Raw genomic sequence first — 26,387 nt, forward strand, 5'->3', positions numbered from 1 at the left:
GCGCTTATCCGAGGTGACGTCCACCGTCGGCGACGATGATGCTGCCGGTGGCGTAGCGCAATGAGGTGCAGCACGCCACGATCGCCGCCGCGACGTCGTCAGCCACGCCCACGCGCTTGAGCGGAATCGATTGCCCCACCCGCTCGTTGAACGCCGCATCGCGGCCCGGAACAAAGCCCGTATCGACGACCCCTGGCGACACGGCCAGGCAGCGTATCTGCGGTCCCAGCGTCTTCGCCAGGGCTTTGGTCAGCGCATCTGTGCCCGCCTTGGCTGCGGAGTAAGCCAGGTTGCTGCCCATGCCGGTGAAGGCGGCGATTGACGAGACGTTGACCACCACGGAGTCGCCCGCGGCCTTCATCTGCGGGGCGAAAGCCCGGATGGCCGCGAACGTGCCGCGCCAGTTGGTCGCAAAGATGTCGTCGATCAACTGGTCGCTCAGGCCGTCCAGGTCGGCTGCGGCAACGGGCTTGGTGAAGCCGGCACAGTTGATGAGCACGCTGGCATTGCCTGCTTCCTTGCGCACGAACTCGGCCGCGGCGCTCAATGAGGAACTGTCCGTCACGGAGGCCGTGACCGCGAAATGGCCCGAGCCGGCGAGCCCGCGCAAGGCCGGCTGCGCATCGCCTGCTCCCCCGCGATGGAGAAGAACGACCCGGGCGCCCAGCTGAGCCGCCCTTTGTGCAGTGGCAAGTCCGATGGCGCCGGTGCCACCCGTGATGACCACGATGTCGCCGTCCAGGCGCTCGCGCGGTGCGAAGGTTCTTGTATTCATGTTGATCTCCAGGTCAGGGAATTGGGCATTTCGGGACGCGCGTATCGCCGGGCTCGAGTCGGAGATCGACATCGAGCTTGAAACCGCCCTGGCCGTTTGACTCGAAAGTCCGCAGGAGCGAACCGACGGCGCCGAAAACAACATCGTCGTAGGCGTGCGGGTCTTCGGCGTCGAAGTACTGCGTCGCCAGGACCTTGTGGCCTGGCGCTACAACGATGAAATGCAGATGGGCCGGGCGCATGGAATGGCGCCCCTGGGCGGCGAGCAGGTCACCGCATGGCCCGTCAGTGGGCACGGGATACCCGGCGGGCCGCACGCTGACGAAAGAGAACCGCCCCTGTGCGTCGGTTTCGAATCGCCCACGCAGGTTCATGGGTTGCTGCGTCGAATCCTGGTTCTCGTACAAGCCCTTGGGCGAGGCCTGCCAGGTTTCCACGCGCGCACCGGCAATTGGCGTCCCATCCAGGGACCGGACATGGCCGGTCACGGTCAGCGGCGCCCCCGGCGTGTCAGGAGAAGTGATGCATTCGCCGTTTTGCCGGAGCGGCTGATTGGCACGCCAGAATGGGCCGATCAGCGCAGGCTCGGTCCCGCCCGCTTCCAGCGCGTGACGGGCGTCGCGCAGCTGCACCAACGTCGCCAGCCCTAGAATGTCTGCGAGCAGAATACCTTCATGCTTCTTCGGACCACTCGCCTGCCCAATGCGCACCAGAAAATCCAGCCCGTACTCCAGCTCCGCCGGAGAGAGATCGACGTCCAGTGCGAACGCGTGCACGTGCCTGATCAGCGAATCCAGGATGTGCCGCAGTCGCGGATTTGCGGTTGTAGCGTTCATCTCGAGGACGGCTCGCAACAATGCGGCGGGATCCGACGCGGGCAGCGCGATTTTTGGGGGGGACGATGTTTGCATTTAAGGTCTCGGTTAGGGCAATCGATTGCCTTAAATATACGGTAGAAATTCAAAAAGCACAAGCACCGAACCCATGAAGCGGGTGTTTTCATCAAGATAATGCGATAAATCCACTTAAATTTCATATTACGAAAGCCAATCGTTTGTCCAAAATAATGCACTCAGATACCCCATCAGGAAATCCAACGACCATCGAGGACATTGCCAAAGCGGCCGGCGTCCATCCTGCCTCCGTGTCTCGAGCCCTTCGCGGCATTGACAAGAAGGTGTCTGCGCAGACACGGGAGAAGATCGAACGGATAGCCAAGGAGATGGGTTACCGGCCCAACGTCATGGCGGCGTCGTTGCGGACCAAGCAGACGAACCTCATTGGCATCGTCGTGCCCGACCTGGGGAATCCCCTCTTTGGCCCCATCGTCCAGGGCCTGGAGGTTGAACTGCGAAAGCAGGGGCTGATGTGCCTGGTTATTCAGACACCCGAGGACCCCGACGAGAGGCGGGATGTCGTGGTCGCCCTCGCCAACCGGCAAGTGGGTGGCCTGCTCGTCCTGGCGGCGGAGAGCGACGATCCGATGCTGACGGCCGCGCAGCAACTTTCACTTCCCACGGTCCTGGTCAACCGCGGCTTCGGCGAACGACGATTTTCCAGCGTGGTCAATGACGATCGCGAGAGCGTTCACCTTGTGCTCGAGCACCTGATGAAGCTGGGTCACAGGGCCATCGCACATATCGCGGGACCGAGCAGCTCATCGACAGGACGAGCCCGCCGCCAGGCGTTTGAAGAGTTGAGCGCGAGCCTCGGAGTCCAAGCCCTCGTCGTTGAAGCTCGGGCCTTCACTCGACAGGCCGGCCTGGCGGCGACACTCGAGTTGCTGAATCAGACCAAGGCGTCGACTGCGATCTTTGGCGCCAATGACTTGATTGCGATGGGCGTGCTCGACGCACTCCATCAGCATCGCTTGTCCGTTCCGGGTGATGTCTCGGTGGTGGGCCACAACGATATGCCATTTGTCGACCTCATCGCACCGCCGCTGACCACGGTCCGTATTGCGGTGGACCAAATGAGCCGACAGGCCGCGCAGCTTCTGCTTGAACATCTGAAGACGCCTAACCAGGACCCGAGCATGCGCGTGCTGACACCGAGGCTCATCGTCAGATCGTCCACGGCATCCGTTCGAAAGACCAGCTAGCTTCGCTTGCAGTAGTCCCGTGTCTTTGGGTGGTCTGCGCCAACCCGCGTTGCTGGATCGACAAGATGATCAAGTACGAAGCACACGACTGTCTCGGCCACAGTTGACGACGCCGGAAAAGCGGCCCGCACCGAACCCGCGCTTGACGAGCCGCATGGAAATATGCGCTTGCCAAGCTGCGCCCAACACGGGGGCGTCACTCTCGGCCACAAGGAGCCGGGAGGGGCCGCTTATCCCAAATTGATTCTCTGTACTCCAAGCGAAGCGGCGAAGGCATTGGGCAGGTAGCCCGGTTGTTGCGCGATGCATCCAATCGTCTGGCGCGCCTCTGGCGACACCTTGGCCCCATGCCGCACAGCGCACGTGACACAGACGCGGCATGCACTCCGGCCTCTCGCGCGATACCTTCTCCTCAATAGTGACGCGGGGCTTCGCCGGGTTCTTGCACACGTAACGCCGATCCGATGCTGCCTCGACTACTCATGGCATCGCCAGCCAGGGAGATCGAAGCTCGCCAGCACAAGGGAAAACACCAATGAAAGTTTGCCTTGCCAGTTATGGGGCGCGTATTTATACTAAGGCAATCGATTGCCTTTATTTTACTTGAAGCCAGCATCTATCGGCCGAATAAATGCCATTCAATGAAGAAATACAACAGGAATACTGCTTATCTTCAAAGGCAATCGATTGTGCTAATTTGATATTTCCGCCTCCCCTCGTTGTCACTATTTTGCTGAAGATCGCCATGCCCATTGCCACCGACACTCCCTTGCCGATCACTCAATCGCAGCGCAAACCCTGCTTTATGTCTTGCGCAACGGCCTCGAATGCGGCCGCGCTGCTCGCCCAAGACGGCCGGCATGCGCGTCGAATGACAGGAGCGGCCGGAGCCCAGCGATGAGCAACCTCGATGTCCCCAGGCATTTCTTCGCCGAACCGCGCATCGATGCGAGCGCGTTCCTCGCACCGAGCGCCACGGTGATCTGTGATGTGCACATTGCGGCTCTCGCCTCGATCTGGTTCGGCGTCGTGGTGCGCGGCGACGTGCAGGCGATTCGCATCGGCGAAGGCAGCAATATCCAGGACGGCACGATCGTGCATGGCAGCACCGGCGGCGTGCCAACGCAGGTGGGCAGCTTTTGCACGGTCGGCCACGCCGCGGTGCTGCATTCCTGCACGCTGGACGACTACGCCTTCGTCGGCTTCGGCGCGCGCGTGCTCGACGGCAGCCGGATCGAAACCGACGGCGTGCTCGCGGCAGGCGCGGTGCTCACGCCGGGCAAGATCGTCCGCAGCGGCGAGCTGTGGGCCGGCAACCCGGCCCGTTTGCTGCGACGGATCGAGCCACCAGAAGTCGCAAGCTATCGCGCCGTCGCACCGCGCTACGTCACATTGGCGCAGGCGTACCGGCTCAGGCCGGCAGCGTCGCGCCCCTGAGAAGCCGACTGCGCGTCAAGTTCACCGCGATCCCTTTTCCCTCCCAGCTGCAACAAGCACCACTCAACGCAGGCGCAAATCATGGCAAACAACATCAAGTCAAGGAGCCGTCCTATGCCAAAAAAGTTAGCGCTACGGGTCAACGGCGCGACCCGCTCGGTCACGGTCGATCCCGATACGCCGCTACTCTATGTTCTGCGCAACGACCTTGCGCTGAACGGCGCCAAATACGGCTGCGGCCAGGCGCAGTGCGGCGCCTGCAGCGTGCTGATCGACGGGGTTGAACAACGCTCCTGCGTGTACCCGGTCGGCGCCGTCGCCAAGGGCCGCATCACGACGATCGAAGGTCTTGGCACGACGCAAAAACCGAGCGCGCTGCAGCGGGCGTTCATCGAGGAGCAGGCCGCCCAATGCGGTTATTGCAGCAGCGGAATGGTCATGGCCGCACAGGCGCTGCTCGCGCGCAGCCCGAAACCCAGCGAAGCCGATGTCAAGCAAGCGCTTGAGGGCCATTTGTGCCGCTGCGGCTCGCACAACCGCATTGTGCGTGCGGTGCTGCGCGCGTCCCGGGGCGCTGCATCATGAGCGCCGCACTGTCAAACGTTTCGCGCCGCAATTTCCTGAAAGCTGGCACTGGCCTGGTGGTCGGCATCGCGCTGGCACCTGATGCGCTGGCCCAAGGCGCAGCGGTGCCGGCGCGCCTGCCCGGCAGCCTCAACAACAATCGCCAGCTGTCGGCGTGGCTGCGCATCAACCCGAACGGCACCGTGACGGTGTTCACCGGCAAGATGGAACTCGGCCAGGGCATCGCGAGCGCGCTGGCCCAGATCGCCGCCGACGAACTTGACGTCGACTACCAGCGCATCGACATGGTGGCGCCCGACACGTCGCGCACGCCCGATGAGGGTGTGACCGCGGGCAGTCAGTCGATCGAGCAGAGCGGCACCGCCATCCGCTTCGCCTGCGCCGAAGCCCGCCAGTTGCTGCTCGCCGCAGCGGCCGCCCAGTTGGGCGTGGCCTCGGGCGAGCTCACCGTCGTCAACGGGGCGATCGCCGCCCCCGGTGGCAAACAGACAACCTACTGGGAGGTCACCACGGACGCGATGCTGCGCCGGGAGGCGACCGCGAAGGCCAAGCCGAAGGACCCAGGCCAGTACAAGCTGGTCGGCCAAAGCCTCGCCCGGCGCGATCTCCCGGCAAAGCTCACCGGCGGAGCGGCCTACCTGCAGGATCTGCGGCTTCCCGGCATGGTGCATGCGCGCGTCGTGCGGCCGCCGGTGCCGCGCGCCGAACTCACGAACCTCGACACCGCGGCCGTCAAGGCGATGCCCGGCGTCATCACTGTGGTGCGCGACGGCAGTTTCATCGCAGTCGTCTGCGAGCGCGAGGAGCAGGCGATCAAGGCACGCCAGGCGCTGCGCGAGGCAGCCGTCTGGTTGCGGCCTGAGTTGCCTCAAACGCTCGCCGACCGGTTCGATCAGGCCGACCCGGGCCTGCCGACGCAGGATTCAGTCGTGAACGAAAAGAAGGCGCCGAACGCGCCGCCGGCCGCACAGCGGATCGAGGCGCGCTATACCCGGGCATTTCAGCTGCACGCCTCGATCGGCCCGTCGTGCGCGGTGGCGCAAGCCGCGGAGGGCAAGCTGACAGTCTGGACCCACAGCCAGGGCGTGTTTCCGCTGCGCGGAGACATTGCACGCGCGCTCGGCGTGGCGCCGGCCAGCGTGACCTGCATCCATATGGAAGGCGCAGGCTGCTACGGCCACAACGGCGCAGACGATGTCGCATTCGATGTGGCGCTCATCGCGCGCGCGGTCCCGGGCAAGCCGGTCAGGGTGCAGTGGATGCGCGACGACGAGTTCATGTGGGAGCCCTTCGGCTCGGCAATGAGCGTGACGATGCGCGCCGGGCTGGGTGCAGACGGCAGCATCGTCGACTGGCAGCACGAGTTGTGGAGCTATCCGCATTCGCGGCGGCCGGGCGGACGCGAGGGCGTGAATCTGCTCGCGTCGTGGTACGTAGCGAGTCCGACGCAGCCGACTTTCCCCACCGACATCCCGCAGCCAAACGGTGGCTCCGACCGCAACTCGATCCCGCTCTACGAATTTCCGAGCCAGAAGGTCCTCAAGCACTACATGACCGACGCGCCTCTGCGCACCTCGTCGTTGCGCACGCTGGGGGCCTACCCCAACGTCTTCGCGATCGAGTCGATGATGGACGAAGCCGCGGCGGCGGCGGGCGCTGACCCGGTGGCGTTTCGCCTGAAGCACCTGCGCGACGAGCGCGCGCGAACGGTGATCGAAGCGGTGGCCAAGAAGAGCGGCTGGCGGCCGGGCGCGCTGGGCGACGGCGGCAAAGGCAGCACGCTGCGCGGGCGTGGGATCGGGTTCGCCAGATACAAGAACCACGCCTGCTACTGCGCCGTGGTCGCCGAAGTCGAGGTCGACCGCACCAGCGGCAGCGTGCGCGTGACCCGGGCCTGGTCAGCGGTGGACGCGGGGCTCGCGGTCAACCCCGATGGCATCGTGAACCAGATCGAGGGCGGCGTGATCCAGTCGACCAGCTGGACGCTGAAGGAAGCCCTCAAGTACGACCGCTCGGGCGTGCAGACCAGGAGCTGGAGCGACTACCCGATCCTGCGCTTCAGCGAAGTGCCCGCAGTTGACGTCGAGGTGATTCAGCGCCGTGCCGAGGGCTCCCTCGGGGTGGGCGAAGGGGCGCAGGGCCCGACCGCGGCAGCAATCGCGAATGCCTTTGCGGCCGCGACCGGCCGCCGCCTGCGCGACATTCCGTTCACGCCGGAGCGAGTGAAGGCGGTGCTGGCGTGAGATGCAGACACGAATTCTTGCTTCGGGCCAGATGGTGCAAAACGTTTGAAAACGGAGATTCGATGATGAAGACTTCCACAACGGCATCGCGCTCAACTGCGCCCCCTTCAAATCTTGCCCAAGGCTCCATTTACCTACTCCAAAAGGAAAAATCGATGTTGTTCCACCGCATTCTGCTCGGCGTCGCCACCTTCGCGATCGCTGCGCTCGCCCATGCCCAGACACCGCTGCGCGTGATCAGCTTTCCCGGCGGAGCGAACCTGCCGCTCTGGGTCGCCGAGGACAAGGGGCTGTTCGCGCGCGAGAAGCTCTCGGTAAAGGTGAGCCCCACTCCGAACTCGGTCGTGCTGGTCCAGGGCCTCGTCAAGGGCGAGCAGGACATCGCGTTGGCCGCATTCGACAATGTCGTCGCTTACCAGGAAGGCCAGGGAGAGGTCCCGCTGCCGGCCACGCCCGACTTCTTCGCGTTCATGGGCGTCTCGCGCGGGACCGTTCGCCTGGTGGTGAGCCCCGACGTCAAGGACTACGATGGCCTGCGCGGCAAGACGCTTGGCGTCGACGCGGTCGCGACCGGTTATTCGCTCGTGCTGCAAAAGCTGCTGCAATTGGGCGGTCTCAAGGAGCTCGACTATCGCCTTGAGTCGGTCGGCGCAACCGGCGTGCGTGCGCAGGCGCTGATGGATAACAAGTTCGCGGGAACGATTCTGACGACGCCACTGGAGATCGCGCCGGAGTCGCGCGGCTATCGGCGGCTCGCCAACGCGGTCGATGTGCTTGGCCCCTACCAGACGATCGTCGGAATGGCGCGGCACAGCTGGGCGAAGAGCAACCGCGAGGCGCTCGTCGGGTTCATCCGTGCATCGAGCGAGGCAATCGACTGGCTGTTCGATCCGAAGAACCGCGCAGAGGCAGTGTCGATTTACCGGAAGTATCTGCCAAACGTGCCCGAGGCCGCAGCGCAGCGGCATGTCGATGCGTTGCTCGGCGATCGCGAAGGCTTCGCGCGCGGCGGTGCGCTCGATCCAGATGGCATGACGACAGTGCTGCGGATCCGGTCCGAACTCGGGCGCCCGCAGAAGACGCTGGCCGATCCGGCACGCTACGTCGACGAGAGCTACTACCGGGCGGCAAGGGCTCGTTAGTAATACCTTACGATGCCCAAGCTCGATCACCCTTCACGACCGGGAATGACGATCGATGAACTCGCCTGTCGTCGCGGCCACGCACCACTACGTGCATGAGAATTCAACGGCCGCGCGATTCATGCATGACAAACTTACCGCAGCATTTGGATCAAAAGCTCCCGGATCAGTTGCTTGCACAGGCTCCTCTATGGATTCACGGCCATACTCGTGATTCCTATGACTACCAGGTCACCTACAACGACAAGGTAGCCACCAGGGTAATTTGTAATCCACGAGGGTATCCCTTGGGCCATCGGAAGGCTCCGTTTGAAAATCCAGATTTTTCTTCTGGATTGATTTTGCCAACGTCTTGTTGACTCACTGATTTAGACTGCTTCGGAGCCTCAGACCCACCAACTGAATTGGAGATCTTGTGCATACAAACGACAGCAAAAAACCGGGAACAGGTGTGGTTTCAGCAGAAGGGATCGCACCAGCACTAGATCTAATTATGGACAAGGGACTTGATTGGGTTCCATTTCTAGGCCCCTCTATCGGCGCAGTGAAGGCTTACAAAGAAGTTCGTCTCTCGCTCGGTGAGCGCAAGCAGCAAGCGTTCTTACGGGGATTAGGAACACATCCTCCAGAAGAGGTCGCCCAGTTCTTGGAGCAGTTGGGGGACAGCGCGGAGGAACGGCGTAAGACAGGTACCACCCTAATGATGATGCTAGATCAGTTCACTGATTTCGATAAATGCGAACTGCTTGGAAAATTAACCATCGCATGCGGATTAAAAGTTATTAGCTCATCAGAATTGAGGCGACTGGCGAACGCTATAAGCCTGGCGTTTCCAGAAGATTTGCTGGCTTTCATTTCCGCGGAAGATCAACCTGTTTTTTTGAAGGATCCGGATTACTTCGTACACCTTCAGTTAACAGGGTTGACGCAAAACAATGGCGGGTGGGATGGCGGCATGCCGGCCATTACGCCGCTGGGCGCAAAGTTAAGAGAAGCTCTTAAAGCGGTGAACGCGCGATACCCTGGAAGTTGAACGGCACAGCCATCCATGGGGACTTTTGCGGGACAGCAGCAGAGTTGAAATAGAGACAATGCCGGACAGATGGGGACACCCATTACCGAAATACAAACAAAAAAGCCCTACTGACTCAGTAGGGCTTTTATCGTAACTCATTGATTTAAATGAGAAATTTGGCGGAGTGGACGGGACTCGAACCCGCGACCCCCGGCGTGACAGGCCGGTATTCTAACCAACTGAACTACCACTCCTGGTAGCAGTAACGTTCGCTCTTTCGAGCCAAGTCGCCTGCCCTTGCGGGCTGGCTGTTACTGACTTGCGCCTTGTACATCACACAGGGTGATGAATGCTGGCGACCCCACGGGGATTCGAACCCCGGTACTCACCGTGAAAGGGTGATGTCCTAGGCCTCTAGACGATGGGGTCAAAGCCTTGGAACTTTCCGGACAGGCTTTTGCTTTTACACAAAGGCCTGACAAAAAAAACTCTGCTAAATCTCTCTCAACAATTTTTGGTGGAGGTAAGCGGGATCGAACCGCTGACCTCTTGCATGCCATGCAAGCGCTCTCCCAGCTGAGCTATACCCCCAAACTCTGCAGATTTCTCAGCAGTTGTCGAGCCTTGAATTATAGCCCGAAAATTCGAGGTTTTTCAAATCTTCAAACGCGAGATCACATCTTCACGTTTCATGAGCTCCAAAATCGCATCCAGCGAGGGCGTTTGCGGGGTGCCCATGACCAGCACGCGCACCGGCATGGCCAGTTGCGGCATCTTCATGCCGGTCTCGGTGAGCACCTGCTTGATAGCCGCCGCAATGGCCGCCTTGTTCCATTCGCAGCCTGCCAGCGCTTCGGCCAGTTTGGCGAGAGCCGGACGAATGGCTTCGGTCACATGTGTGCTGATATCCTGCGCGCTCGGCTGCCCACCCGTCACCAGCACTTGCAGCCAGCCGGCCAGCTCCACCAGCGTGCTGCAGCGGTCCTTGAAAAGGCCGCAGCCGCGAACCAGGCGTGCGGTGTCCAGGCTCACGCCGCGCGCAGCCAGGAAAGGCTGCACAAGTTCGGCCAGCTTGTCGTCTGCCGTAGCCTTGAGGTGCTGTGCATTGACCCAGCGCAGTTTCGCTTCATCGAACTGTGCGGCGCTCTTGCCGAGGTGATCGAGGTTGAACCATTGCAGGAATTGCTCGCGGCTGAAAATCTCGTCGTCACCGTGGCTCCAGCCGAGGCGCGCCAGGTAGTTCACCATCGCGTCGGGCAGATAGCCTTCGGCCGCGTACTGCGTCACCGGCTTGGCGCCGTTGCGCTTGCTCATCTTTTCGCCCTGTTCATTCAGAACCGTGGGCAAATGCGCATAGACCGGCACGTCCTTGCCGAGCGCGCGAAAGATATTGATCTGGCGCGGCGTGTTGTTCACATGGTCGTCGCCACGGATCACATGGGTGATGGCCATGTCGATGTCGTCCACCACCACACAGAAGTTGTAGGTGGGCGTGCCATCCGGCCGCGCAATGACGAGGTCATCGAGCTCGTCATTGCTGATCTCGATGCGGCCCTTGACCTTGTCGTCCCAGACCACCGAGCCGCCCTGCGGGTTTTTAAAACGCAGCACGGGCTGCACGCCTGCCGGAATAGGCGGCAGCGTCTTGCCCGGCTCGGGCCGCCAGGTGCCGTCATAGCGCGGCTTTTCCTTGGCAGCCATCTGCTTTTCGCGCAGCGCGTCGAGCTCGGCCACGCTCATGTAGCAGGGGTAGACCTGGCCGGCCGCCTGCATCTCGGCCAGCACGGCCTTGTAGCGGTCCATGCGCTGCATTTGGTAGAACGGGCCTTCGTCATGATCGAGGCCCAGCCAGCGCATGCCTTCAATGATCACGTCGACAGCCTCCTGGCTGGAACGTTCCACATCGGTGTCTTCAATGCGGAGGATGAAGTCGCCACCGGTGGCGCGGGCAAACGCCCAGGGGTACAGCGCCGAGCGGATGTTGCCCAGATGGATAAAGCCCGTGGGCGATGGCGCAAAACGCGTTCTTGTTTTCTGTGTCATTTCAAACGGTCCAGACCGTCCAGGCCTCGCTGGAGATCGGCTTTCAAATCATCAATGTGTTCCAGACCCACGGCCACGCGGATCAGGCCCTGGCCTATGCCAGCAGCCTGCCGCTGCGCTTCGCTGAGCCGGCCGTGCGAGGTGGTGGCCGGATGGGTGATCGTGGTCTTGGTGTCGCCCAGGTTGGCCGTGATGCTGCAGACCTGCGTGCTGTCGATCACGTGGAAGGCATTTTTGCGGGCGCTTTCGACATCGCTGCTCTTGACATCAAACGACAGCACCGCACCGCCGCAGCCCCGCCCGTTGACGGTTTGCTGCCGCATCGCCAGCGCATGCTGCGGGTGCGACTCGAGGCCCGGGTAATACACGCGTGCCACGCCCGGCTGCGCCTCCAGCCAGGTGGCCAGCGCCAGCGCATTGGCGCTTTGCGCCTGCATGCGAATGGACAGTGTTTCCAGACCTTTGAGCACCACCCAGGCATTGAACGCTGACAGCGTCATGCCGGCGCTGCGCATGATGGGAACCAGTTTGTCGTCAATGAGTTGCTTGGTCCCGCAAATCGCGCCGGCAATCACGCGGCCCTGGCCGTCGAGGTACTTGGTGCCCGAATGGATGATGAGGTCGGCGCCCAGTTTCACGGGTTGCTGCAGCGCCGGCGAGCAAAAGCAGTTGTCCACGGCCAGCAGGGCGCCTGCGGCATGCGCAATGTCGGCCAGCGCGCGGATGTCGCAGATCTCGGTCAGCGGGTTGGTCGGCGTTTCGGCAAACAGCAGCCTGGTGTTGGGCCTGATCGCCGCTTTCCACTCAGCCACGTCGGTTTGCGAAACAAAGGTGCTTTCCACGCCAAACTTGCCAAACTCACTGCCAATCAGCTTGATGGTGGAGCCGAACACTGACTGCGAGCAGATCACGTGATCGCCGCTTTTGAGCAGGCCCATGCACATCAGCAGGATGGCCGCCATGCCGCTGGACGTGCCGATGCAGGCTTCGGTTCCCTCCATCGCCGCGAGGCGCTGCTCCATGCTGGTCACCGTGGGGTTGGTGAAGCGCGAATAGATGTAGCCCTCTTCCTCATTGGCAAAGCGCCGCGCCGCGGTGGCGGCATCGGGCTGCACAAAGCTGCTGGTCAGGTACAGCGCTTCGGAATTTTCGCCATACTGGCTTTTGTCGACGGCCGCACGCACGGCCAGCGTATCGAGGTGCAGGTTCTCAGGCAGTTTCTTGTTGCTCATCGTTCAGGCCTCTTGCGGATTGGGAAGCGCCAGGCGCGACACATCCACATCGCCTTCTTCGCTGGTATCCACGCGTTGTTCGTTCATCTTTTCAATCGTCTCGCTGGTCACGTCGCCGGTGATGTAAACGCCGTCAAAGCACGACGCATCAAAACCGTCCAGCTTGGGGTTGAGCGAGCCCACGGCGCGCTTCATGCTCTCCACGTCCTGGTAAATCAGGGCATCGCAGCCAATCACCTGGCGGATTTCCTCAACGGTGCGGTCATGCGCCACCAGCTCCGTCGCCGTGGGCATGTCAATGCCGTAGACGTTGGGATAACGCACGGGCGGCGCGGCGCTGGCCAGATACACCTTGCGTGCGCCGGCGTCACGTGCCATTTGCACGATCTCGCGGCTGGTGGTGCCGCGCACGATGGAGTCGTCCACCAGCAGCACATTGCGGTCCTTGAATTCACTCGCAATGACATTGAGCTTCTGGCGCACTGATTTTTTGCGCACGCCCTGCCCCGGCATGATGAAGGTGCGGCCGACATAGCGGTTCTTCACAAAACCTTCGCGGTACGGAATGCCCAGCAGATGCGCCAGCTGGGTGGCGCTGGGGCGGCTGGATTCGGGAATGGGGATGATGACGTCAATCTCGCTGGGCGGCACGGTGGAGACCACGCGCTTGGCCAGCGTCTCACCCAGATTCAGTCGCGCCTGGTAGACCGAAATGCCGTCCAGCACCGAGTCGGGCCGGGCCAGGTAGACAAACTCGAAAATACAGGGATTGAGCTTGGGGGAAGCCGCGCATTGCTCGGCATGCACGGTGCCTTCCAGATCCACGAACACCGCTTCGCCCGGCGCAATGTCGCGCTCGAACTGGTGCGAGGTGCCTTCCAGCGCCACCGACTCGCTGGCCACCATCACGGTGCCGCCGTCTTCGTTCTGGCCGTGGCCTATGCACAGCGGGCGAATGCCAAACGGATCGCGGAAAGCCAGCAGGCCGTGACCGGCAATCAGCGCCACCACGGCGTAAGACCCTTTCACGCGCTTGTGCACGCCGCGCACCGCCTCGAACACATCAACCGGGTTGAGCGGCAGGCCGCGCGTAGTTTTTTCCAGCTCATGCGCCAGCACGTTGAGCAGCACCTCGGAGTCGCTTTCGGTATTGATGTGCCGGTGGTCGGTATTGAACAGCTCGGCCTTGAGTTCGGCCGCATTCGTCAGGTTGCCGTTGTGCGAGAGCACCAGCCCGAACGGCGCATTGACGTAAAAGGGCTGGGCCTCGTCTTCGCTGTAGGCATTGCCGGCCGTCGGATAACGCACCTGGCCCAGACCCACATTGCCCGGCAAGGCGCGCATGTTGCGGGTGCGAAACACGTCGCGCACCATGCCCTTGGCCTTGTGCATGTAGAACTTGCGCCCCAGCTGCGTGACGATGCCTGCCGCATCCTGGCCGCGGTGCTGCAGCAGCAGCAGGCCGTCATAGATCAGCTGGTTGACCGGGGCTTTGCTGACGACGCCGACTATTCCACACATAAGCTTATATTTCCATTCATAAATTTTCCGCTGGACTGCCCCGGGGAAAATGCGCCCGTTTCGGGGGGCCGCACCTCACACGAAGTGAAAAGCGTAGGGGTCATACTTTCAAATACTTCGCAAACTTCTCCGGCAGAACCGGCTGCAAACCCTTGAGCGTGACCGTCAGCATGGCCGCGCCTCTAGACTCCCGCCACCATTCAGTGGTCTTGAGCCCCGTCATGTCAATCACCACCGTGGCGGCCAGCAACAGGATCAGGCCGCGCAGCAGGCCAAATCCCGCTCCCATCACGCGGTCCACCGGCCGCAAGCCAACGGCTTCGACCAGCTTCTTCAGCAAAAAAGCCAGCAAACCGGCCGCAAACACCGCGGCAATGAATACCAGTACAAACGCAGCCGCATAGCGCACCGGATTCGAGGCGGACTGGATGGGCAACCGGGCGGCCACCTCGGGCGCAAACCATTGCGCCGCAAAAAACGCCACCACCCACCCCAGTACCGACAAAACCTCATAAACCAGCCCGCGCCAGGCGCCCAGCACCAGCGAGAAGACCAATACCGCCAGCAAAATCCAGTCAACAGCCGCCACGAATGTCCCGACCCGCTGTTTACAAGGTCAGGATGGCGGCCGGCAAATCAAGGGCCTTGATCTTGCTGGCCGCTGTTTCTGCCTCGGCCCTGCTGGCAAACGGCCCGACGCGGACACGAATACGCTTGCCGTCTTTGGTTTCGGCGACCTGCGTGTAGGTTTTCAGGCCGGCTTTTTCCAGCTTGAGCCGCGCTTCGCGTGCCTTGGCCACATCGGCAAAGGCTCCGACCTGCACCACGACACGGCCTGCGGCCTCGTCGGCGGCGGCCTTGCCGGCCGGCGCGGGCGAGCCACTGAGCAGCGCGCTGGCCCGCGCCGCCTCGTCGCTCCCGGCGGCTGGCTTGGGCGCAGGTTTGGGCTCCGGCTTCACGTCGGCCTTGACCTCGGTCTTTGCTTCGGCCTTGACTTCCGGCCTGGGCTCAGGTTTTGGCTCCGGTTTTGCTTCATTTTTAGTAGCTGCCGGCGCCGGCGTCACAGGGCCCGCGGCCTGTTTGGACGGCAGGATTTCTTCCTGGGGGGCCAGGCTGGCGGTGGCGGCCACTTTTTCGGAAGGCGCGGGAACGGCCAGGGGCTTGACCGTGCCCTTGCCGGGAATTTCAATCGGAATATCCACCGCAATCGGCCGCGGCTGGGTATCGAACAGCAGCGGAAAACCCACCACGCCAATCAGCACCAGCACGGCCGAACCGATCAGGCGGTGTTTGGCGCGCTTGCGCATCACCTCCACGCTTTCCGTTTGAGCGGCTGATCCGGCAGTGGGAGCAGCATTGGAGCCGCCCCGGCGGAAGTTAAAAAACGGCATGGTGTGGCTTGAATCCGTTGACGGTTAACGTGGGCTGTCGGTCTGCATTTCCAGGCATCACAGGCCCCGGGTCAGACAGGTTTGTCCGGCATCAAGAAGCCAGGTGCGGGGCCATGAGGCGCGGCACCCCGCCCTTCAAAACACCGCCCACCGTGTAGAACGAGCCGAACACCACAATTCTATCAGCGGGCCCTGCAGCCCTCACGGCCGCCTGCAGGGCCAGTTCGGGGGCTTTGTGCGTGGTGGCGGTCACGTCAGGCCGGCTTTCCACCGCCCGCCATTTCGCCGCGAGCTCTTCGCCGCTCGCGGCCCGGGCCGTCGGCAAATCAGTGAAATACCATTTATCGATCAGCGGGCCGACCCGCGCCAGCATGGGTGCCAGGTCCTTGTCGGCCATGGCGCCAAACACCGCATGGGTGCAGGGGTAAAAGCCCATCGCATCCAGGTTTTCGGCCAGGGCTGCCACCGAGTGCGGGTTGTGCGCCACGTCCAGCACCAGCGTGGGCTGGCCCGGAACGATCTGGAAACGCCCGGGCAGCTCGACCATGGACAGGCCATTGCGCACCGCCTGGGCCGTCACCGGCAGGCGATCGCGCAGGGCCGTCAGCGCCGCCAGCACACCAGAGGCATTGACCAGCTGGTTGGCGCCGCGCAGCGCCGGGTAAGCCAATCCGGCGTACCTGCGGCCCCGGCCCGCCCAGCTCCATTGCTGCTTGTCGCCAGAGAAATTGAAATCCTGGCCGAAACGCCACAAGTCAGCGCCCAATGCCGCCGCGTGGTCAAGAATGCTTTGCGGCGGCACCGGGTCGCTCACCACCACCGGCTTGCCGGCGCGCATGATGCCGGCTTTCTCCCGGCCTATGCTCTCGCGGTCATTCCCCAGAAACTCCATGTGGTCCAGGTCAATGCTGGTGATGACGGCACAGTCGGTGTCGAGGATGTTGACAGCGTCCAGCCGGCCGCCCAGCCCCACTTCCAGGATGACGACGTCCAGCTTCGCATCGGCCAGCAACTGCAAAATGGCCAGCGTGGTGAATTCAAAGTAGGTCAGCGAGATTTCATCGCCGTTCTGGACCCTGGCCGTCTCGACACGGGCAAAGTTTGCGACCAGTTCAGCAGCATTGACGATGTCGCCGCGAACCCTGCAGCGCTCTTCAAAATGGACCAGGTGCGGCGAGGTGTAGACGCCGGTGCGGTAGCCCGCTTCCAGCAGAATGGCTTCGAGCATGGCGCAGGTCGAGCCCTTGCCGTTGGTGCCCGCCACCGTGATGACGGGACAGGCAAACGCCAGCCCCATGCGCCTGGCCACGGCCTGCACCCGCTCCAGCCCCATGTCGATACTTTTGGGGTGCAGGCGCTCGCAGTGGGCCAGCCAGTCTTCCAGTGTCTTGAGTTGTTCCATACAGGCCCGCATTGTCGCGCAAGCCACGGCACACCCCTGTTGACCCTCACTGCGTGTAGGGTCCTCCCCCCTTGCAGGGGGCGGCGCCTGCGGCCGGCAAAGCCGGACCGCGGCCCCCGCTGAAAACCTCCGGCACAGCCTCATTCATGCGGCGAAACGGTCAGTCGCGGCCATCAGCTGCTGCAGGATGCCGGGCTCGTTGAAGGCATGGCCGGCATCGTCGATCAGGTGAAAGTCCGCCTCCGGCCAGGCGCGGTGCAGGTCCCAGGCGGTTTTGGCGGGCGTGGCCATGTCGTAGCGCCCCTGCACGATGACGCCGGGAATGCCGGCGAGCTTGCCCGCGTCGCGGATCAGCTGGCCCTCCTCCAGCCAGCCGGCGTGCACAAAGTAATGGTTTTCGATGCGGGCGAATGCCAGCGCGAAATCATCGACAGCGTGCTTGGCGGTGGCGGCCGCATCGGGCAGCAGCGTGATGGTCTGGCCTTCCCACAGGCTCCAGGCCCGGGCTGCGGCCATCTGCTCGGCCCGGTTGGAGCCCACCAGCCGCTTGCGGTAGGCGGCGATCAGGTCGCCGCGCTCGGCCACCGGAATGGGCGCCAAAAACTCTTCCCACAGGTCCGGAAACAGCCAAGAAGCCCCCTCCTGGTAGTACCAGAGCAGCTCGGCGCGCCGCAGCGTGAAAATGCCGCGCACGATGAGCGCCGACACCTGGGCGGGGTGCGCCTGGGCATAGGCCAGCGCCAGCGAGCTGCCCCAGGAGCCGCCAAATACCAGCCAGCGTTCCACGCCCAGCAGGGTGCGCAGCCGCTCGATGTCGGCAACCAGGTGCCAGGTGGTGTTGTTGTCCAGCGAGGCACTGGGGCGCGAGCGGCCGCAGCCGCGCTGGTCGAACAGCAGCACACAGTAGCGCTTGGGGTCGAACAACCGCCGGTGGTCGGGGGAGCAGCCGGAGCCTGGCCCGCCGTGCAGGAACACTGCGGGCTTGCCTGCCGGGTTGCCGCACAGCTCCCAGTAAATCGAATGGCCGTCACCGGTTTCAAGAATACCGGTGCGAAAAGGCTCGACAGGCGGGTAAAGAAAGGGCCTGGAACGGCCAGGGTTGGGGGTCGGGGAATCGGTGGCCGAAGAGGTCATGGGGCATCTTCCATCAAAAATGAAGCGCAGGGGAAAGGCCGGCAAAGAGTACGGGCCATGGCAGGCGCGTGCTGGCATTATTCCAGTGTTGGCCGGGCATCGAAGCGCGGGCTTCAATAGCGGCGTCCGGGTTCGCCTCGGCCCACCGATTCAGCTACTTATTTGATAGCTATTGGCGCCCATAAAACGCGGGTTATGGCCAGTTCTTATCTAAAATTCTGCCAAAATGACCGGATGATCATTCTCTACGGCATTCCCAATTGCGACACCGTCAAAAAAGCCCGCGCCTGGCTCATGGGCCACGGTGTGGAGCACCAGTTTCACGATTTTAAAAAACAGGGCGTCCCCCCCGAAAAACTCGCCTCGTGGACGCAGGCAGCGGGCTGGGAAAAGCTGCTCAACCGGCAGGGTACGACCTGGCGCAAACTGGACCCGGCGACGCAGGCGGCCGTGCAGGATGCCGCCACCGCCCAGGCGCTGATGCTGGCCAATCCCAGCATCATCAAGCGCCCGGTCGTGGAGTGGGGTCAGGACATCACGGTAGGATTTGATGCGGCGGCCTGGCCCGCCAGGGTGCGTTCCTGAAAAACGGGCGGCAAGACAGCAACAAAGCAACCGCCATGGCAAAACCGCCAGCTTTACAGTTGATTTGCAGAACTCCGCCGGCCAAAACGGCTCTGACTCACTAAAATCAGGGTAATAACCTGAGCCGCCATGGCCATTCATTCCTGGCGAACAGGGCGAATGGGCGGGTCGTCTGGTGGACGGTATTCGTCACCGGGGGCCAGGCGGCAAATAGAAATAGGTGAACTTCAGCCACCGGCTGTAAAAAGGGGTTGAATCATGAAAAAAACACTAGTTATCTCCACCGTTGCGGCTGCAGCAGCCTTGGCCGCCGTACCCGCCTCTGCCACCGATATTCTGGCGCGGGTAATTTCCAGCACGCCGGTGGTACAGCAGGTTGCCGTGCCCCGCCAGGTGTGCAGCAACGAAGCAGTCATCATGCAGGCGCCCAAATCGGGCGCGGGCGCCCTGATGGGCGCTTTGGCGGGAGGCGCTGCCGGCAACGCCATCGGCAATGGCGGCGGCCGCGCCGTGGCGACGGTTATCGGGCTGGTGGGCGGAGCCATGATTGGCGACCGCATCGAGGGCCCCAACAACCAGGTGCAGAACGTGCAGCAGTGCAGCACGCAGACCTTCTATGAAAACCGTCCCAGCCATTACAACGTCGTGTACGAATACCAGGGCACCCAGTACAACGTGCAGATGGCAAACGACCCAGGTCCCTACGTTCGGCTGCAGGTAACACCGGTCGGGGCCATGAACCCCGCCCCCCAACCTGGGCAGCCCGCCCAGCCCCAAGGCTTTATCCAGCCGGCGCCGCAGCAACCTGTTTACATCCAGCAGCCCACCACCTATGTGCAGCCCGTGGTGACGGCCCCCGTGGTTTATCAGTCTTACCCCGCCTACTACGCCCGGCCTTACTACGCGCCCTATTACGCACCCATTGGCCTCTCGCTGAACTTCGGCTACAGCCGGGGCTATGGTGGACATCACTGGCGTTGAGCTGAGCTGAGTTGAGCTTTCAGCGAATCAAAAAAAGGGGCATTCAATGCCCCTTTTTTATGCCCCTGTCGGCTTCAGCGACAGGTGGATTCGGCAGAGGTAGGGCACGGGGTCAGGGCAAGGCCCGGGTAACCTAAAATCAGGGATTACCGCAGCAACCTCTGTCCGCGACGTTTTTCTGTTTACCCCCATTCATTCATGATTACCGAAAAAATCGACAACATCAGCGTTACCACCAAGGCCAATGTCTACTTTGACGGCAAATGCGTGAGCCATGGCATCACTTTTGCTGACGGCACCAAAAAGTCCGTCGGCGTGATTCTTCCCGCCACCCTGACCTTCAATACCGGCGCGCCGGAAATCATGGAATGCGTGGCGGGTGCCTGCGAGTACAGGCTGGCCGGCAGCGACACCTGGATCAAATCCGCAGCGGGCGAAAAATTCAGCGTGCCGGGCAATGCAAAGTTCGACATCCGCGTGGCGGAAGGCTTCGAGGCTTACCACTACATCTGCCACTTCGGTTAATCGCCCATCCCCTCAGGAACCTATTTCATGGCCACCATCCTCCAGAACCTGCCCGCCGGCCAGAAAGTCGGCATCGCCTTTTCCGGCGGCCTCGATACCAGTGCCGCGCTGCACTGGATGAAACTCAAGGGCGCCCTTCCCTACGCCTACACCGCCAACCTGGGCCAGCCCGACGAGCCGGACTACGATGAGATTCCGCGCAAGGCGCTGCAGTACGGCGCCGAAAAGGCCCGCCTGATTGACTGCCGCAGCCAGCTCGCCGCCGAAGGCATCGCCGCCCTGCAAAGCGGCGCCTTCCACATCACGACCGCAGGTGTCACCTACTTCAACACCACGCCGCTGGGCCGCGCCGTGACCGGCACCATGCTGGTGTCCGCCATGAAGGAAGACGACGTCAACATCTGGGGCGACGGCAGTACCTACAAGGGCAACGACATCGAGCGTTTTTACCGCTACGGCCTGCTGACCAACCCCAACCTCCAGATTTACAAGCCCTGGCTGGACCAGCTCTTCATTGATGAGCTGGGCGGGCGCGCCGAAATGTCGGCCTTCATGACGCAGGCTGGTTTCGGCTACAAGATGTCGGCCGAAAAGGCTTACTCCACCGACTCCAACATGCTGGGCGCCACCCACGAAGCCAAAGACCTGGAGCACCTGGACAGCGGCATGAAGATCGTGAACCCGATCATGGGCGTGGCCTTCTGGAAGGACGAGGTCGAGGTCAAGCGCGAGGAAGTCACCGTGCGCTTCGAGGAAGGCCAGCCCGTCGCGCTCAATGGCAAGACGTTTTCCAGCACTGTTGAGCTGATCCTCGAAGCCAACCGCATTGGCGGGCGCCACGGCCTGGGCATGAGCGACCAGATCGAAAACCGCATCATCGAGGCCAAGAGCCGCGGCATCTATGAGGCACCCGGCCTGGCGCTGCTGTTCATCGCTTACGAGCGCCTGGTAACCGGCATCCACAACGAAGACACGATAGAGCAGTACCGCGACAACGGCCGCAAGCTGGGCCGCCTGCTGTACCAGGGCCGCTGGTTCGACCCACAGGCCATCATGCTGCGCGAGACGGCCCAGCGCTGGGTGGCCAGCGCCATCACCGGCGAGGTGACTGTGGAACTGCGCCGCGGCAACGACTATTCCATCCTCAACACCGTCTCCGGCAACCTGACCTACAAGCCCGAGCGCCTGAGCATGGAAAAAGTCGAAGGCGCGTTCACGCCGCTGGACCGCATCGGCCAGTTGACCATGCGCAACCTGGACATCATCGACACGCGCGACAAGCTGGGCATTTATGCCAAGACAGGCCTGCTGTCATCGGGCACTGGTGCCGACCTGTTGCGCCTGCGCGGCAAGGACGACAAGTAAGCCGGCGTTCCAGGGCCACGTGCCAGGAAACTGGCAGATAGCTGCATCCAATCAGGCCGCCTCCGGGCGGCCTGATTTTTTGCAAGCGTCAGACGACGACGGGCTCAGGCTCCAGCAGGATGCCAAAACGTTCATACACGCTGGTCTGGATGGCCTTGGCCAGGGTCATCACTTCACCGCCCGTCACCGGGTTGCTCGCACCGCCACGGTTCACCAGCACCAGCGCCTGCCGGTCGTAGACACCGGCATTGCCCACGGATTTCCCTTTCCAGCCGCAGGCGTCGATCAGCCAGCCGGCCGCCAGCTTGACCGTTCCGTCGGCCAGCGGATAGTGAACAATTTTGGGCTCGCGCTGGATGATGTCGGCGCACTGCTCGGGCGAGACGGTCGGGTTCTTGAAGAAGCTGCCGGCGTTGCCAATGACCCGCGGGTCGGGCAGCTTGGCCTTGCGGACCTCGCAAATCCAGTCGTGGATTTGCTGCGCATCCGGCGCAGTGACCCCGGACTGCTGCATCTTTTTCTCGATATCGGCATACCCCAGCACGGCCTTCCAGGCCTTGGGCAGGGAAAACCGCACATGGGTGATCAGCGCCTTGCCCGCCAGGCCGAAACCGGGCGTGCCCGCACTGGTGGCGATGCTGGTGTGTTTGAACACGGAGTCGCGGTAGCCGAACGCGCACTGCGCGGCATTGAGGGTAAAGCGCTGGCCGGTGGTCAGGTCCACGGCATCAAGCGACTCGAAGCGGTCCTGCAACTCCACCCCATAGGCGCCGATGTTCTGCACAGGCGACGCACCGACGGTACCCGGAATCAATGCGAGGTTTTCCAGGCCCGGATAGCCCATTTGCAGGGTCCAGGTGACCAGGTCGTCCCAGTTCTCGCCGGCGCCGGCCTCCACGATCCAGGCCTTGGCGGTTTCGCCGACCAGGCGTTTGCCCATGATCTCCACCTTGAGCACCAGGGGTTTGACGTCACCGGTCAGCACGATGTTGCTGCCGCCGCCCAGCACAAACTTGGGCATGGCCCGCAGCGCGTCATCCTGCAGCACGGCGGCAATATCGGACTCGGCACTGACCCGGACGAGGGAAAGCGCCTTGGCCATAATGCCAAAGCTGTTGGAATGCTGGAGCGGAACGTTTTTCTCGACTAACATCATGGGATTGTCTCATCCCTGCCCGCCCTCTACGCCCCCCTTTTTCACCTGTCCTTCTCTCTTACTTCTAGCAAAGACCCGCATCATGCCCTCCTTTGATACCGTTTTAGAAACCGATATGGTCAAGGTCAAGAATGCCGTTGAAAACACCAGCAAGGAAATCGGAACCCGCTTTGACTTCAAAGGCACCGCCGCCTCGATCGAGCTGAAAGAAAAGGACATCACGCTGATTGGCGACAGTGATTTTCAGATCGATCAGATCAACGACGTGTTGCGCAACAAACTCACCAAGGCTGGCGTGGACATACGCTTTCTGGATGTCGGCAAGATCGAAAAAATTGGTGGTGACAAGGTCAAGCAGGTGACCAAGGTACGCGACGGCATCGAAACCGAGCAGGCCAAAAAAATCCAGCAACTCATCAAAGGCAGCAAGATGAAGGTGCAGGCCGCCATCCAGGAAGGGAAAGTCCGTGTCACGGGCAGCAAGCGCGACGACCTGCAAGCCGCCATGGCCTTGATCCGGACGGACATGAAAGATCTTCCTCTGAGCTTTGACAACTTCAGGGATTGAACATGGCCCCCACGCTTTTCGCTTCGCGTAATGCGCTGCCCCCCGAGGGGGCTGTGCTTGCTTGGGGCGGCCCGGCGCGGCGCACTTTGCCCTCCCCGCGTATTTCCGTTGTGGCTGGGCTGCTGACGGCGTTTGCGATGCTGCACGGCGCGGCTTATGCCCAGTCGGTGGCGCTGGCCGGCATGATGGGCAGCAAGGCCCTGCTGGTGGTTGATGGCAGCACGCCAAAGTCTGTGGCGGCGGGTGAGACCCACCAGGGGGTCAAGGTCATTTCCACCTCAGGCGACCAGGCCGTCATAGAGCAATCCGGCAAACGCCACACCCTGCGGGTCGGCGACGCGCCGGTGAGCACGGGCGGGAGCGGCGCCTCTGCAGGCCGCGGCACCCGCATCATCCTGACGGAAAGCGGCGGCGGCCACTTCATGACCGCCGGGCAAATCAATGGCCGTGCCGTGCAATTCATGGTCGATACCGGTGCCACCAGTATTGCGATGAGCGTCGCAGACGCCGACCGCGCGGGCATCAACTACAAAAACGGGCAGCCGGTGCGCATCTCCACCGCCAACGGCAACACGCAGGGCTTTCGCATCCAGCTCAACTCCGTGCGCATCGGCGACGTGGAGGTGTACGACGTGGCGGCTGTGGTAACACCCGAGCCCATGCCCTACCTGCTGCTGGGCAACAGCTTTCTGACGCGCTTTCAGATGAAGCGGGAAAACAGCCAGATGACGCTGGACAAGCGGTACTAGACCTGTCCACACACAACCCACCGGCATTCACGCACCGGCGCAGTTGCGGTGCTATCGCGCCGTCTTGCCCGAGGAGCCCAGCTTGGACTCGGTGCCCTTGAGCAGCTTGCTGATGTTCTCGCGGTGGCGATACACGAGCAACGCGCTAATGGCGAACATGGCGACCAGGATGCCTTTGTCCACGTACCACGCAGTCCGGTCACCAAAGAGGTAGTACAGGGGCGCAAAGACTGCGGCGACCAGGGACGCCAGCGAGGAATAGCGCGAAAAATACGCCACGATCAGCCAGGTCGCAAGGGTTGCCAGGCCCAGCAGCCAGCTGATCCCGAGCAGCACACCCGCGGCCGTGGCCACGCCCTTGCCGCCCTTGAAGTGGAAAAACACCGGGTACAGGTGGCCGATAAAGGCCGCAAAGCCCACGGCCGCTACGGTGCCGTCGCCCAGGCCGTAGTCGCGACCCAGCCACCGGACCAGCATCACGGGCAGCCAGCCCTTCAAGCCATCAAGCAGCAAGGTGGCCACCGCCGCCACCTTGTTGCCGGAACGCAGCACGTTGGTCGCACCCGGATTTTTGCTGCCGTAGCTGCGGGGATCATGCAAGCCCATCACCTTGCTGACAATGACTGCAAAAGACAGCGAGCCGAGCAGGTAGGCCGCAAACGTTGCGCCGAGTGAGTATGCGTAAACCAATGTCTTGTCCTCTTGTTATTTGATTTGTCTGGTTATTCGTCTGATTATTCGTTAAGTGCGCACTGCACCGATTTTGCACCCAGCAGCGTAACGCACACCTGCGGATCGATGCCCACCAGGTAACCGCGCCGGCCCCCGTTGATGGCGATCCGCGGCAAAGCCAGAATGGTTTCCTCGATGTAGACAGGCATGGGCTTTCGCGTTCCGAAAGGCGAGGTACCGCCCACTAGGTAGCCGCTGTGGCGATTGGCCACTTCGGGTTTGCAGGGCTCGACCGATTTGGCGCCGATCTGGCGCGCAAGATTTTTGGTCGAGACCTTGCGGTTGCCATGCATCAACACCAGCAGGGGCTTGCCGTCCTGGTCCTGCATGACCAAAGTCTTGACGACGGTGAAGGGATCAAAACCCAGCACCTCGGCGCTGTGCTGGGCGCCGCCGTGCTCCAGGTACTCGTAAGGGTGCTCGGTGAAGTCGACCTTGCTGGTACTCAGGAAGTGCGTGGCCGGCGTTTCGCTGACGTGATTCTTAGCCCCCACGGTCGCTCACTCCGTGTAGCTCCCTGCCCCCCGAGGTAGCCGCCCGCCTGTGGCCCGGCAAAGCCGGTTCCACGGCTCGAACTTGCAATTCGCGGATCACAGGCGCTGAAACATGTGTGGAGCTCACAGCGCCGGGTCGCGCGTTTCCCAACGGATGTTGTCTATCTCGGCCAGCACGTCGGGCGTCAGCGTGATGCCCCAGGCGTCCAGGTCCTCGTCCAGTTGCGCGACCGAGGTCACGCCGATGATGGTGCTGGCGACCTGCCATTTGGTGTAGCAAAAGGCCAGCGCCAGCTGCGTCGGGGTCAGGCCATGCGCACGCGCCAGCGCGTTGTAGCGCCGCGCGGCTGCAAGCGCCTCCGGGCGGCCCCAGCGCTGCTTGCGCACCGACTCGAACCTGGCGATGCGCGCTTCCTTGGGCGCCTGCGGGCCTTCCGTGCCCGACTCGTCGTATTTGCCCGTCAGCAGGCCGAAGGCCAGCGGTGAATAAGCCAGCAGCGAAACACCCAGGCGGTGCATGGTTTCATCCAAGGCGTTTTCCACGGTGCGATTGACCAGGCAGAAAGGGTTCTGCACGGTCGCCACACGGGGCAGGCCGTGCTGTTCGGCCAGGCGCACGAACTCGTGCACGCCGTAAGGGGTTTCATTGGACAGGCCGATGGCGCGCACCTTGCCCGCCTTGACGAGACCGCCGAGCGCTTCCAGCTGCTGATGGATGGACGACACCGCCTTGTCCTTGGCCGGCTCGAAATACAGCATGCCGAAGGCCGGCACATGGCGGGCCGGCCAGTGGATCTGGTAGAGGTCAATCACATCGGTCTTCAGCCGCTTGAGGCTGTGATTGCAGGCCTGGGTGATATCCGCCGCGGTCAGGTCCGGGCTGCCCTCGCGAATCCAGGACATGCCGCGCGCCGGCCCCGCCACCTTGGTGGCCAGCACCAGCTTGCTGCGGGCCGCGGGATTTTTGGCGAACCAGTTGCCAATGATGGTTTCAGTGGCGCCAAAGGTCTCCGCCCGTGCCGGCACCGAGTACATCTCCGCCGTGTCCAGAAAGTTAATCCCGCGCTCAAAAGACCGGTCCAGGATGGCGTGCGCCGTGGCTTCATCTACCTGTTCGCCAAAAGTCATGGTGCCCATGCAAATGGGGGTGACCTGCAGATCGCTGGCGCCGAGTTGAACTTTATTCATGAGAATTTCAGTTGAAGAATGCGG

The 26,387-nt window shown here is 62.4% G+C and carries 25 protein-coding genes and 3 tRNA genes; 12 read left to right on the top strand and 16 right to left on the bottom strand.

The features are described 5' to 3' along the window. Positions 1–4 precede the first annotated feature (4 nt). Together AC1DS5_RS08585 and AC1DS5_RS08590 are read right to left on the bottom strand one after the other, a co-directional pair. Positions 5–775: an SDR family NAD(P)-dependent oxidoreductase gene (locus AC1DS5_RS08585; RefSeq protein ID WP_477717833.1), complete on the bottom strand. Its 771-nt coding sequence runs from the start codon at positions 773–775 to the stop codon at positions 5–7. A 13-nt stretch (positions 776–788) separates the two neighbouring features. Continuing rightward, positions 789–1,685, bottom strand: a complete 897-nt coding sequence (locus tag AC1DS5_RS08590) for a dioxygenase family protein (RefSeq protein WP_477717834.1) — start codon at positions 1,683–1,685, stop codon at positions 789–791. A 155-nt stretch (positions 1,686–1,840) separates the two neighbouring features. On the opposite strand from AC1DS5_RS08590, the gene AC1DS5_RS08595 reads away from it, so the two are divergent. From AC1DS5_RS08595 to AC1DS5_RS08620, 6 genes are all read left to right on the top strand, one after another. Beyond that, positions 1,841–2,875: a LacI family DNA-binding transcriptional regulator gene (locus AC1DS5_RS08595; protein WP_477717835.1), complete on the top strand. Its 1,035-nt coding sequence runs from the start codon at positions 1,841–1,843 to the stop codon at positions 2,873–2,875. Between the two features lie 897 nt (positions 2,876–3,772). Further along, positions 3,773–4,312 (top strand): gamma carbonic anhydrase family protein, encoded by a 540-nt coding sequence (locus AC1DS5_RS08600; RefSeq protein ID WP_477717836.1) that lies wholly within the window; start codon positions 3,773–3,775, stop codon positions 4,310–4,312. Between the two features lie 114 nt (positions 4,313–4,426). Continuing rightward, positions 4,427–4,897, top strand: coding sequence for a (2Fe-2S)-binding protein (locus AC1DS5_RS08605; protein ID WP_477717837.1), 471 nt, complete (start codon positions 4,427–4,429; stop codon positions 4,895–4,897). Next, positions 4,894–7,140, top strand: coding sequence for a xanthine dehydrogenase family protein molybdopterin-binding subunit (locus tag AC1DS5_RS08610; RefSeq protein ID WP_477717838.1), 2,247 nt, complete (start codon positions 4,894–4,896; stop codon positions 7,138–7,140). The genes AC1DS5_RS08605 and AC1DS5_RS08610 overlap by 4 nt, the downstream gene beginning before the upstream one ends. 155 nt (positions 7,141–7,295) lie before the next feature. Beyond that, a complete protein-coding gene (locus AC1DS5_RS08615; protein WP_477717839.1) occupies positions 7,296–8,282 on the top strand; it encodes an ABC transporter substrate-binding protein in 987 nt (328 codons plus the stop codon). Between the two features lie 415 nt (positions 8,283–8,697). Beyond that, complete coding sequence (locus AC1DS5_RS08620; protein WP_477717840.1) at positions 8,698–9,315, top strand: hypothetical protein; 618 nt, start codon at positions 8,698–8,700, stop codon at positions 9,313–9,315. A 159-nt stretch (positions 9,316–9,474) separates the two neighbouring features. Here AC1DS5_RS08620 and AC1DS5_RS08625 read toward each other — a convergent pair. The 10 genes from AC1DS5_RS08625 to pip all read right to left on the bottom strand — a co-directional run bounded on the left by AC1DS5_RS08625 (position 9,475) and on the right by pip (position 18,020). After that, positions 9,475–9,551 (bottom strand) — tRNA-Asp (locus AC1DS5_RS08625). A 99-nt stretch (positions 9,552–9,650) separates the two neighbouring features. Beyond that, positions 9,651–9,726, bottom strand: a tRNA-Glu gene (locus AC1DS5_RS08630). Positions 9,727–9,812: 86 nt separating this feature from the next. Next, positions 9,813–9,888, bottom strand: a tRNA-Ala gene (locus AC1DS5_RS08635). 63 nt (positions 9,889–9,951) lie between these two features. Beyond that, positions 9,952–11,340 (bottom strand): glutamate--tRNA ligase, encoded by a 1,389-nt coding sequence (gene gltX / locus AC1DS5_RS08640; RefSeq protein WP_477717841.1) that lies wholly within the window; start codon positions 11,338–11,340, stop codon positions 9,952–9,954. Continuing rightward, the gene (locus tag AC1DS5_RS08645) at positions 11,337–12,572 is read right to left on the bottom strand and encodes an O-succinylhomoserine sulfhydrylase (protein ID WP_477717842.1); all 1,236 of its coding nucleotides are present in this window, start codon (positions 12,570–12,572) and stop codon (positions 11,337–11,339) included. The genes gltX and AC1DS5_RS08645 overlap by 4 nt, the downstream gene beginning before the upstream one ends. A gap of 3 nt (positions 12,573–12,575) precedes the next feature. Continuing rightward, positions 12,576–14,093: an amidophosphoribosyltransferase gene (gene purF / locus AC1DS5_RS08650; RefSeq protein WP_477717843.1), complete on the bottom strand. Its 1,518-nt coding sequence runs from the start codon at positions 14,091–14,093 to the stop codon at positions 12,576–12,578. A 100-nt stretch (positions 14,094–14,193) separates the two neighbouring features. Beyond that, positions 14,194–14,682: a CvpA family protein gene (locus AC1DS5_RS08655; RefSeq protein WP_477717844.1), complete on the bottom strand. Its 489-nt coding sequence runs from the start codon at positions 14,680–14,682 to the stop codon at positions 14,194–14,196. Positions 14,683–14,701: 19 nt separating this feature from the next. Next, positions 14,702–15,484 (bottom strand): SPOR domain-containing protein, encoded by a 783-nt coding sequence (locus AC1DS5_RS08660; RefSeq protein ID WP_477717845.1) that lies wholly within the window; start codon positions 15,482–15,484, stop codon positions 14,702–14,704. A gap of 91 nt (positions 15,485–15,575) precedes the next feature. Next, positions 15,576–16,886 carry a bifunctional tetrahydrofolate synthase/dihydrofolate synthase gene (gene folC / locus AC1DS5_RS08665; protein ID WP_477717846.1) on the bottom strand — a complete coding sequence of 437 codons (1,311 nt, stop codon included), beginning with the start codon at positions 16,884–16,886 and terminating at the stop codon, positions 15,576–15,578. A 144-nt stretch (positions 16,887–17,030) separates the two neighbouring features. Continuing rightward, positions 17,031–18,020: a prolyl aminopeptidase gene (pip, locus tag AC1DS5_RS08670; protein ID WP_477717847.1), complete on the bottom strand. Its 990-nt coding sequence runs from the start codon at positions 18,018–18,020 to the stop codon at positions 17,031–17,033. A 234-nt stretch (positions 18,021–18,254) separates the two neighbouring features. On the opposite strand from pip, the gene AC1DS5_RS08675 reads away from it, so the two are divergent. The 4 genes from AC1DS5_RS08675 to argG all read left to right on the top strand — a co-directional run bounded on the left by AC1DS5_RS08675 (position 18,255) and on the right by argG (position 21,476). Next, a complete protein-coding gene (locus AC1DS5_RS08675) occupies positions 18,255–18,605 on the top strand; it encodes an ArsC family reductase (RefSeq protein ID WP_477717848.1) in 351 nt (116 codons plus the stop codon). Between the two features lie 258 nt (positions 18,606–18,863). Beyond that, a complete protein-coding gene (locus tag AC1DS5_RS08680; protein WP_477717849.1) occupies positions 18,864–19,586 on the top strand; it encodes a glycine zipper 2TM domain-containing protein in 723 nt (240 codons plus the stop codon). A 198-nt stretch (positions 19,587–19,784) separates the two neighbouring features. Next, positions 19,785–20,111, top strand: a complete 327-nt coding sequence (gene ppnP / locus AC1DS5_RS08685) for a pyrimidine/purine nucleoside phosphorylase (RefSeq protein WP_477717850.1) — start codon at positions 19,785–19,787, stop codon at positions 20,109–20,111. Positions 20,112–20,138: 27 nt separating this feature from the next. After that, positions 20,139–21,476: an argininosuccinate synthase gene (gene argG / locus AC1DS5_RS08690; protein WP_477717851.1), complete on the top strand. Its 1,338-nt coding sequence runs from the start codon at positions 20,139–20,141 to the stop codon at positions 21,474–21,476. A gap of 88 nt (positions 21,477–21,564) precedes the next feature. Here the strand turns inward: argG and murB are convergent, their stop codons facing one another. After that, the gene (gene murB / locus AC1DS5_RS08695) at positions 21,565–22,629 is read right to left on the bottom strand and encodes a UDP-N-acetylmuramate dehydrogenase (RefSeq protein ID WP_477718001.1); all 1,065 of its coding nucleotides are present in this window, start codon (positions 22,627–22,629) and stop codon (positions 21,565–21,567) included. Between the two features lie 85 nt (positions 22,630–22,714). Here murB and AC1DS5_RS08700 point away from each other — a divergent pair, with 85 nt between their 5' ends. Further along, positions 22,715–23,200 carry a YajQ family cyclic di-GMP-binding protein gene (locus AC1DS5_RS08700; RefSeq protein WP_477717852.1) on the top strand — a complete coding sequence of 162 codons (486 nt, stop codon included), beginning with the start codon at positions 22,715–22,717 and terminating at the stop codon, positions 23,198–23,200. A 137-nt stretch (positions 23,201–23,337) separates the two neighbouring features. Further along, positions 23,338–23,949, top strand: coding sequence for a retropepsin-like aspartic protease family protein (locus AC1DS5_RS08705; RefSeq protein WP_477718002.1), 612 nt, complete (start codon positions 23,338–23,340; stop codon positions 23,947–23,949). 51 nt (positions 23,950–24,000) lie between these two features. On the opposite strand, the gene plsY is transcribed toward AC1DS5_RS08705, so the two are convergent. The 3 genes from plsY to AC1DS5_RS08720 all read right to left on the bottom strand — a co-directional run bounded on the left by plsY (position 24,001) and on the right by AC1DS5_RS08720 (position 26,363). Then, positions 24,001–24,639 carry a glycerol-3-phosphate 1-O-acyltransferase PlsY gene (gene plsY, locus AC1DS5_RS08710; protein ID WP_477717853.1) on the bottom strand — a complete coding sequence of 213 codons (639 nt, stop codon included), beginning with the start codon at positions 24,637–24,639 and terminating at the stop codon, positions 24,001–24,003. A 44-nt stretch (positions 24,640–24,683) separates the two neighbouring features. After that, positions 24,684–25,175: an aminoacyl-tRNA deacylase gene (locus AC1DS5_RS08715; RefSeq protein ID WP_477717854.1), complete on the bottom strand. Its 492-nt coding sequence runs from the start codon at positions 25,173–25,175 to the stop codon at positions 24,684–24,686. 123 nt (positions 25,176–25,298) lie between these two features. Then, positions 25,299–26,363 carry an aldo/keto reductase gene (locus tag AC1DS5_RS08720; protein WP_477717855.1) on the bottom strand — a complete coding sequence of 355 codons (1,065 nt, stop codon included), beginning with the start codon at positions 26,361–26,363 and terminating at the stop codon, positions 25,299–25,301. Between the last annotated feature and the right edge of the window lie 24 nt (positions 26,364–26,387).

The sequence above is a fragment of the Polaromonas sp. P4_H1 genome (assembly GCF_056400945.1).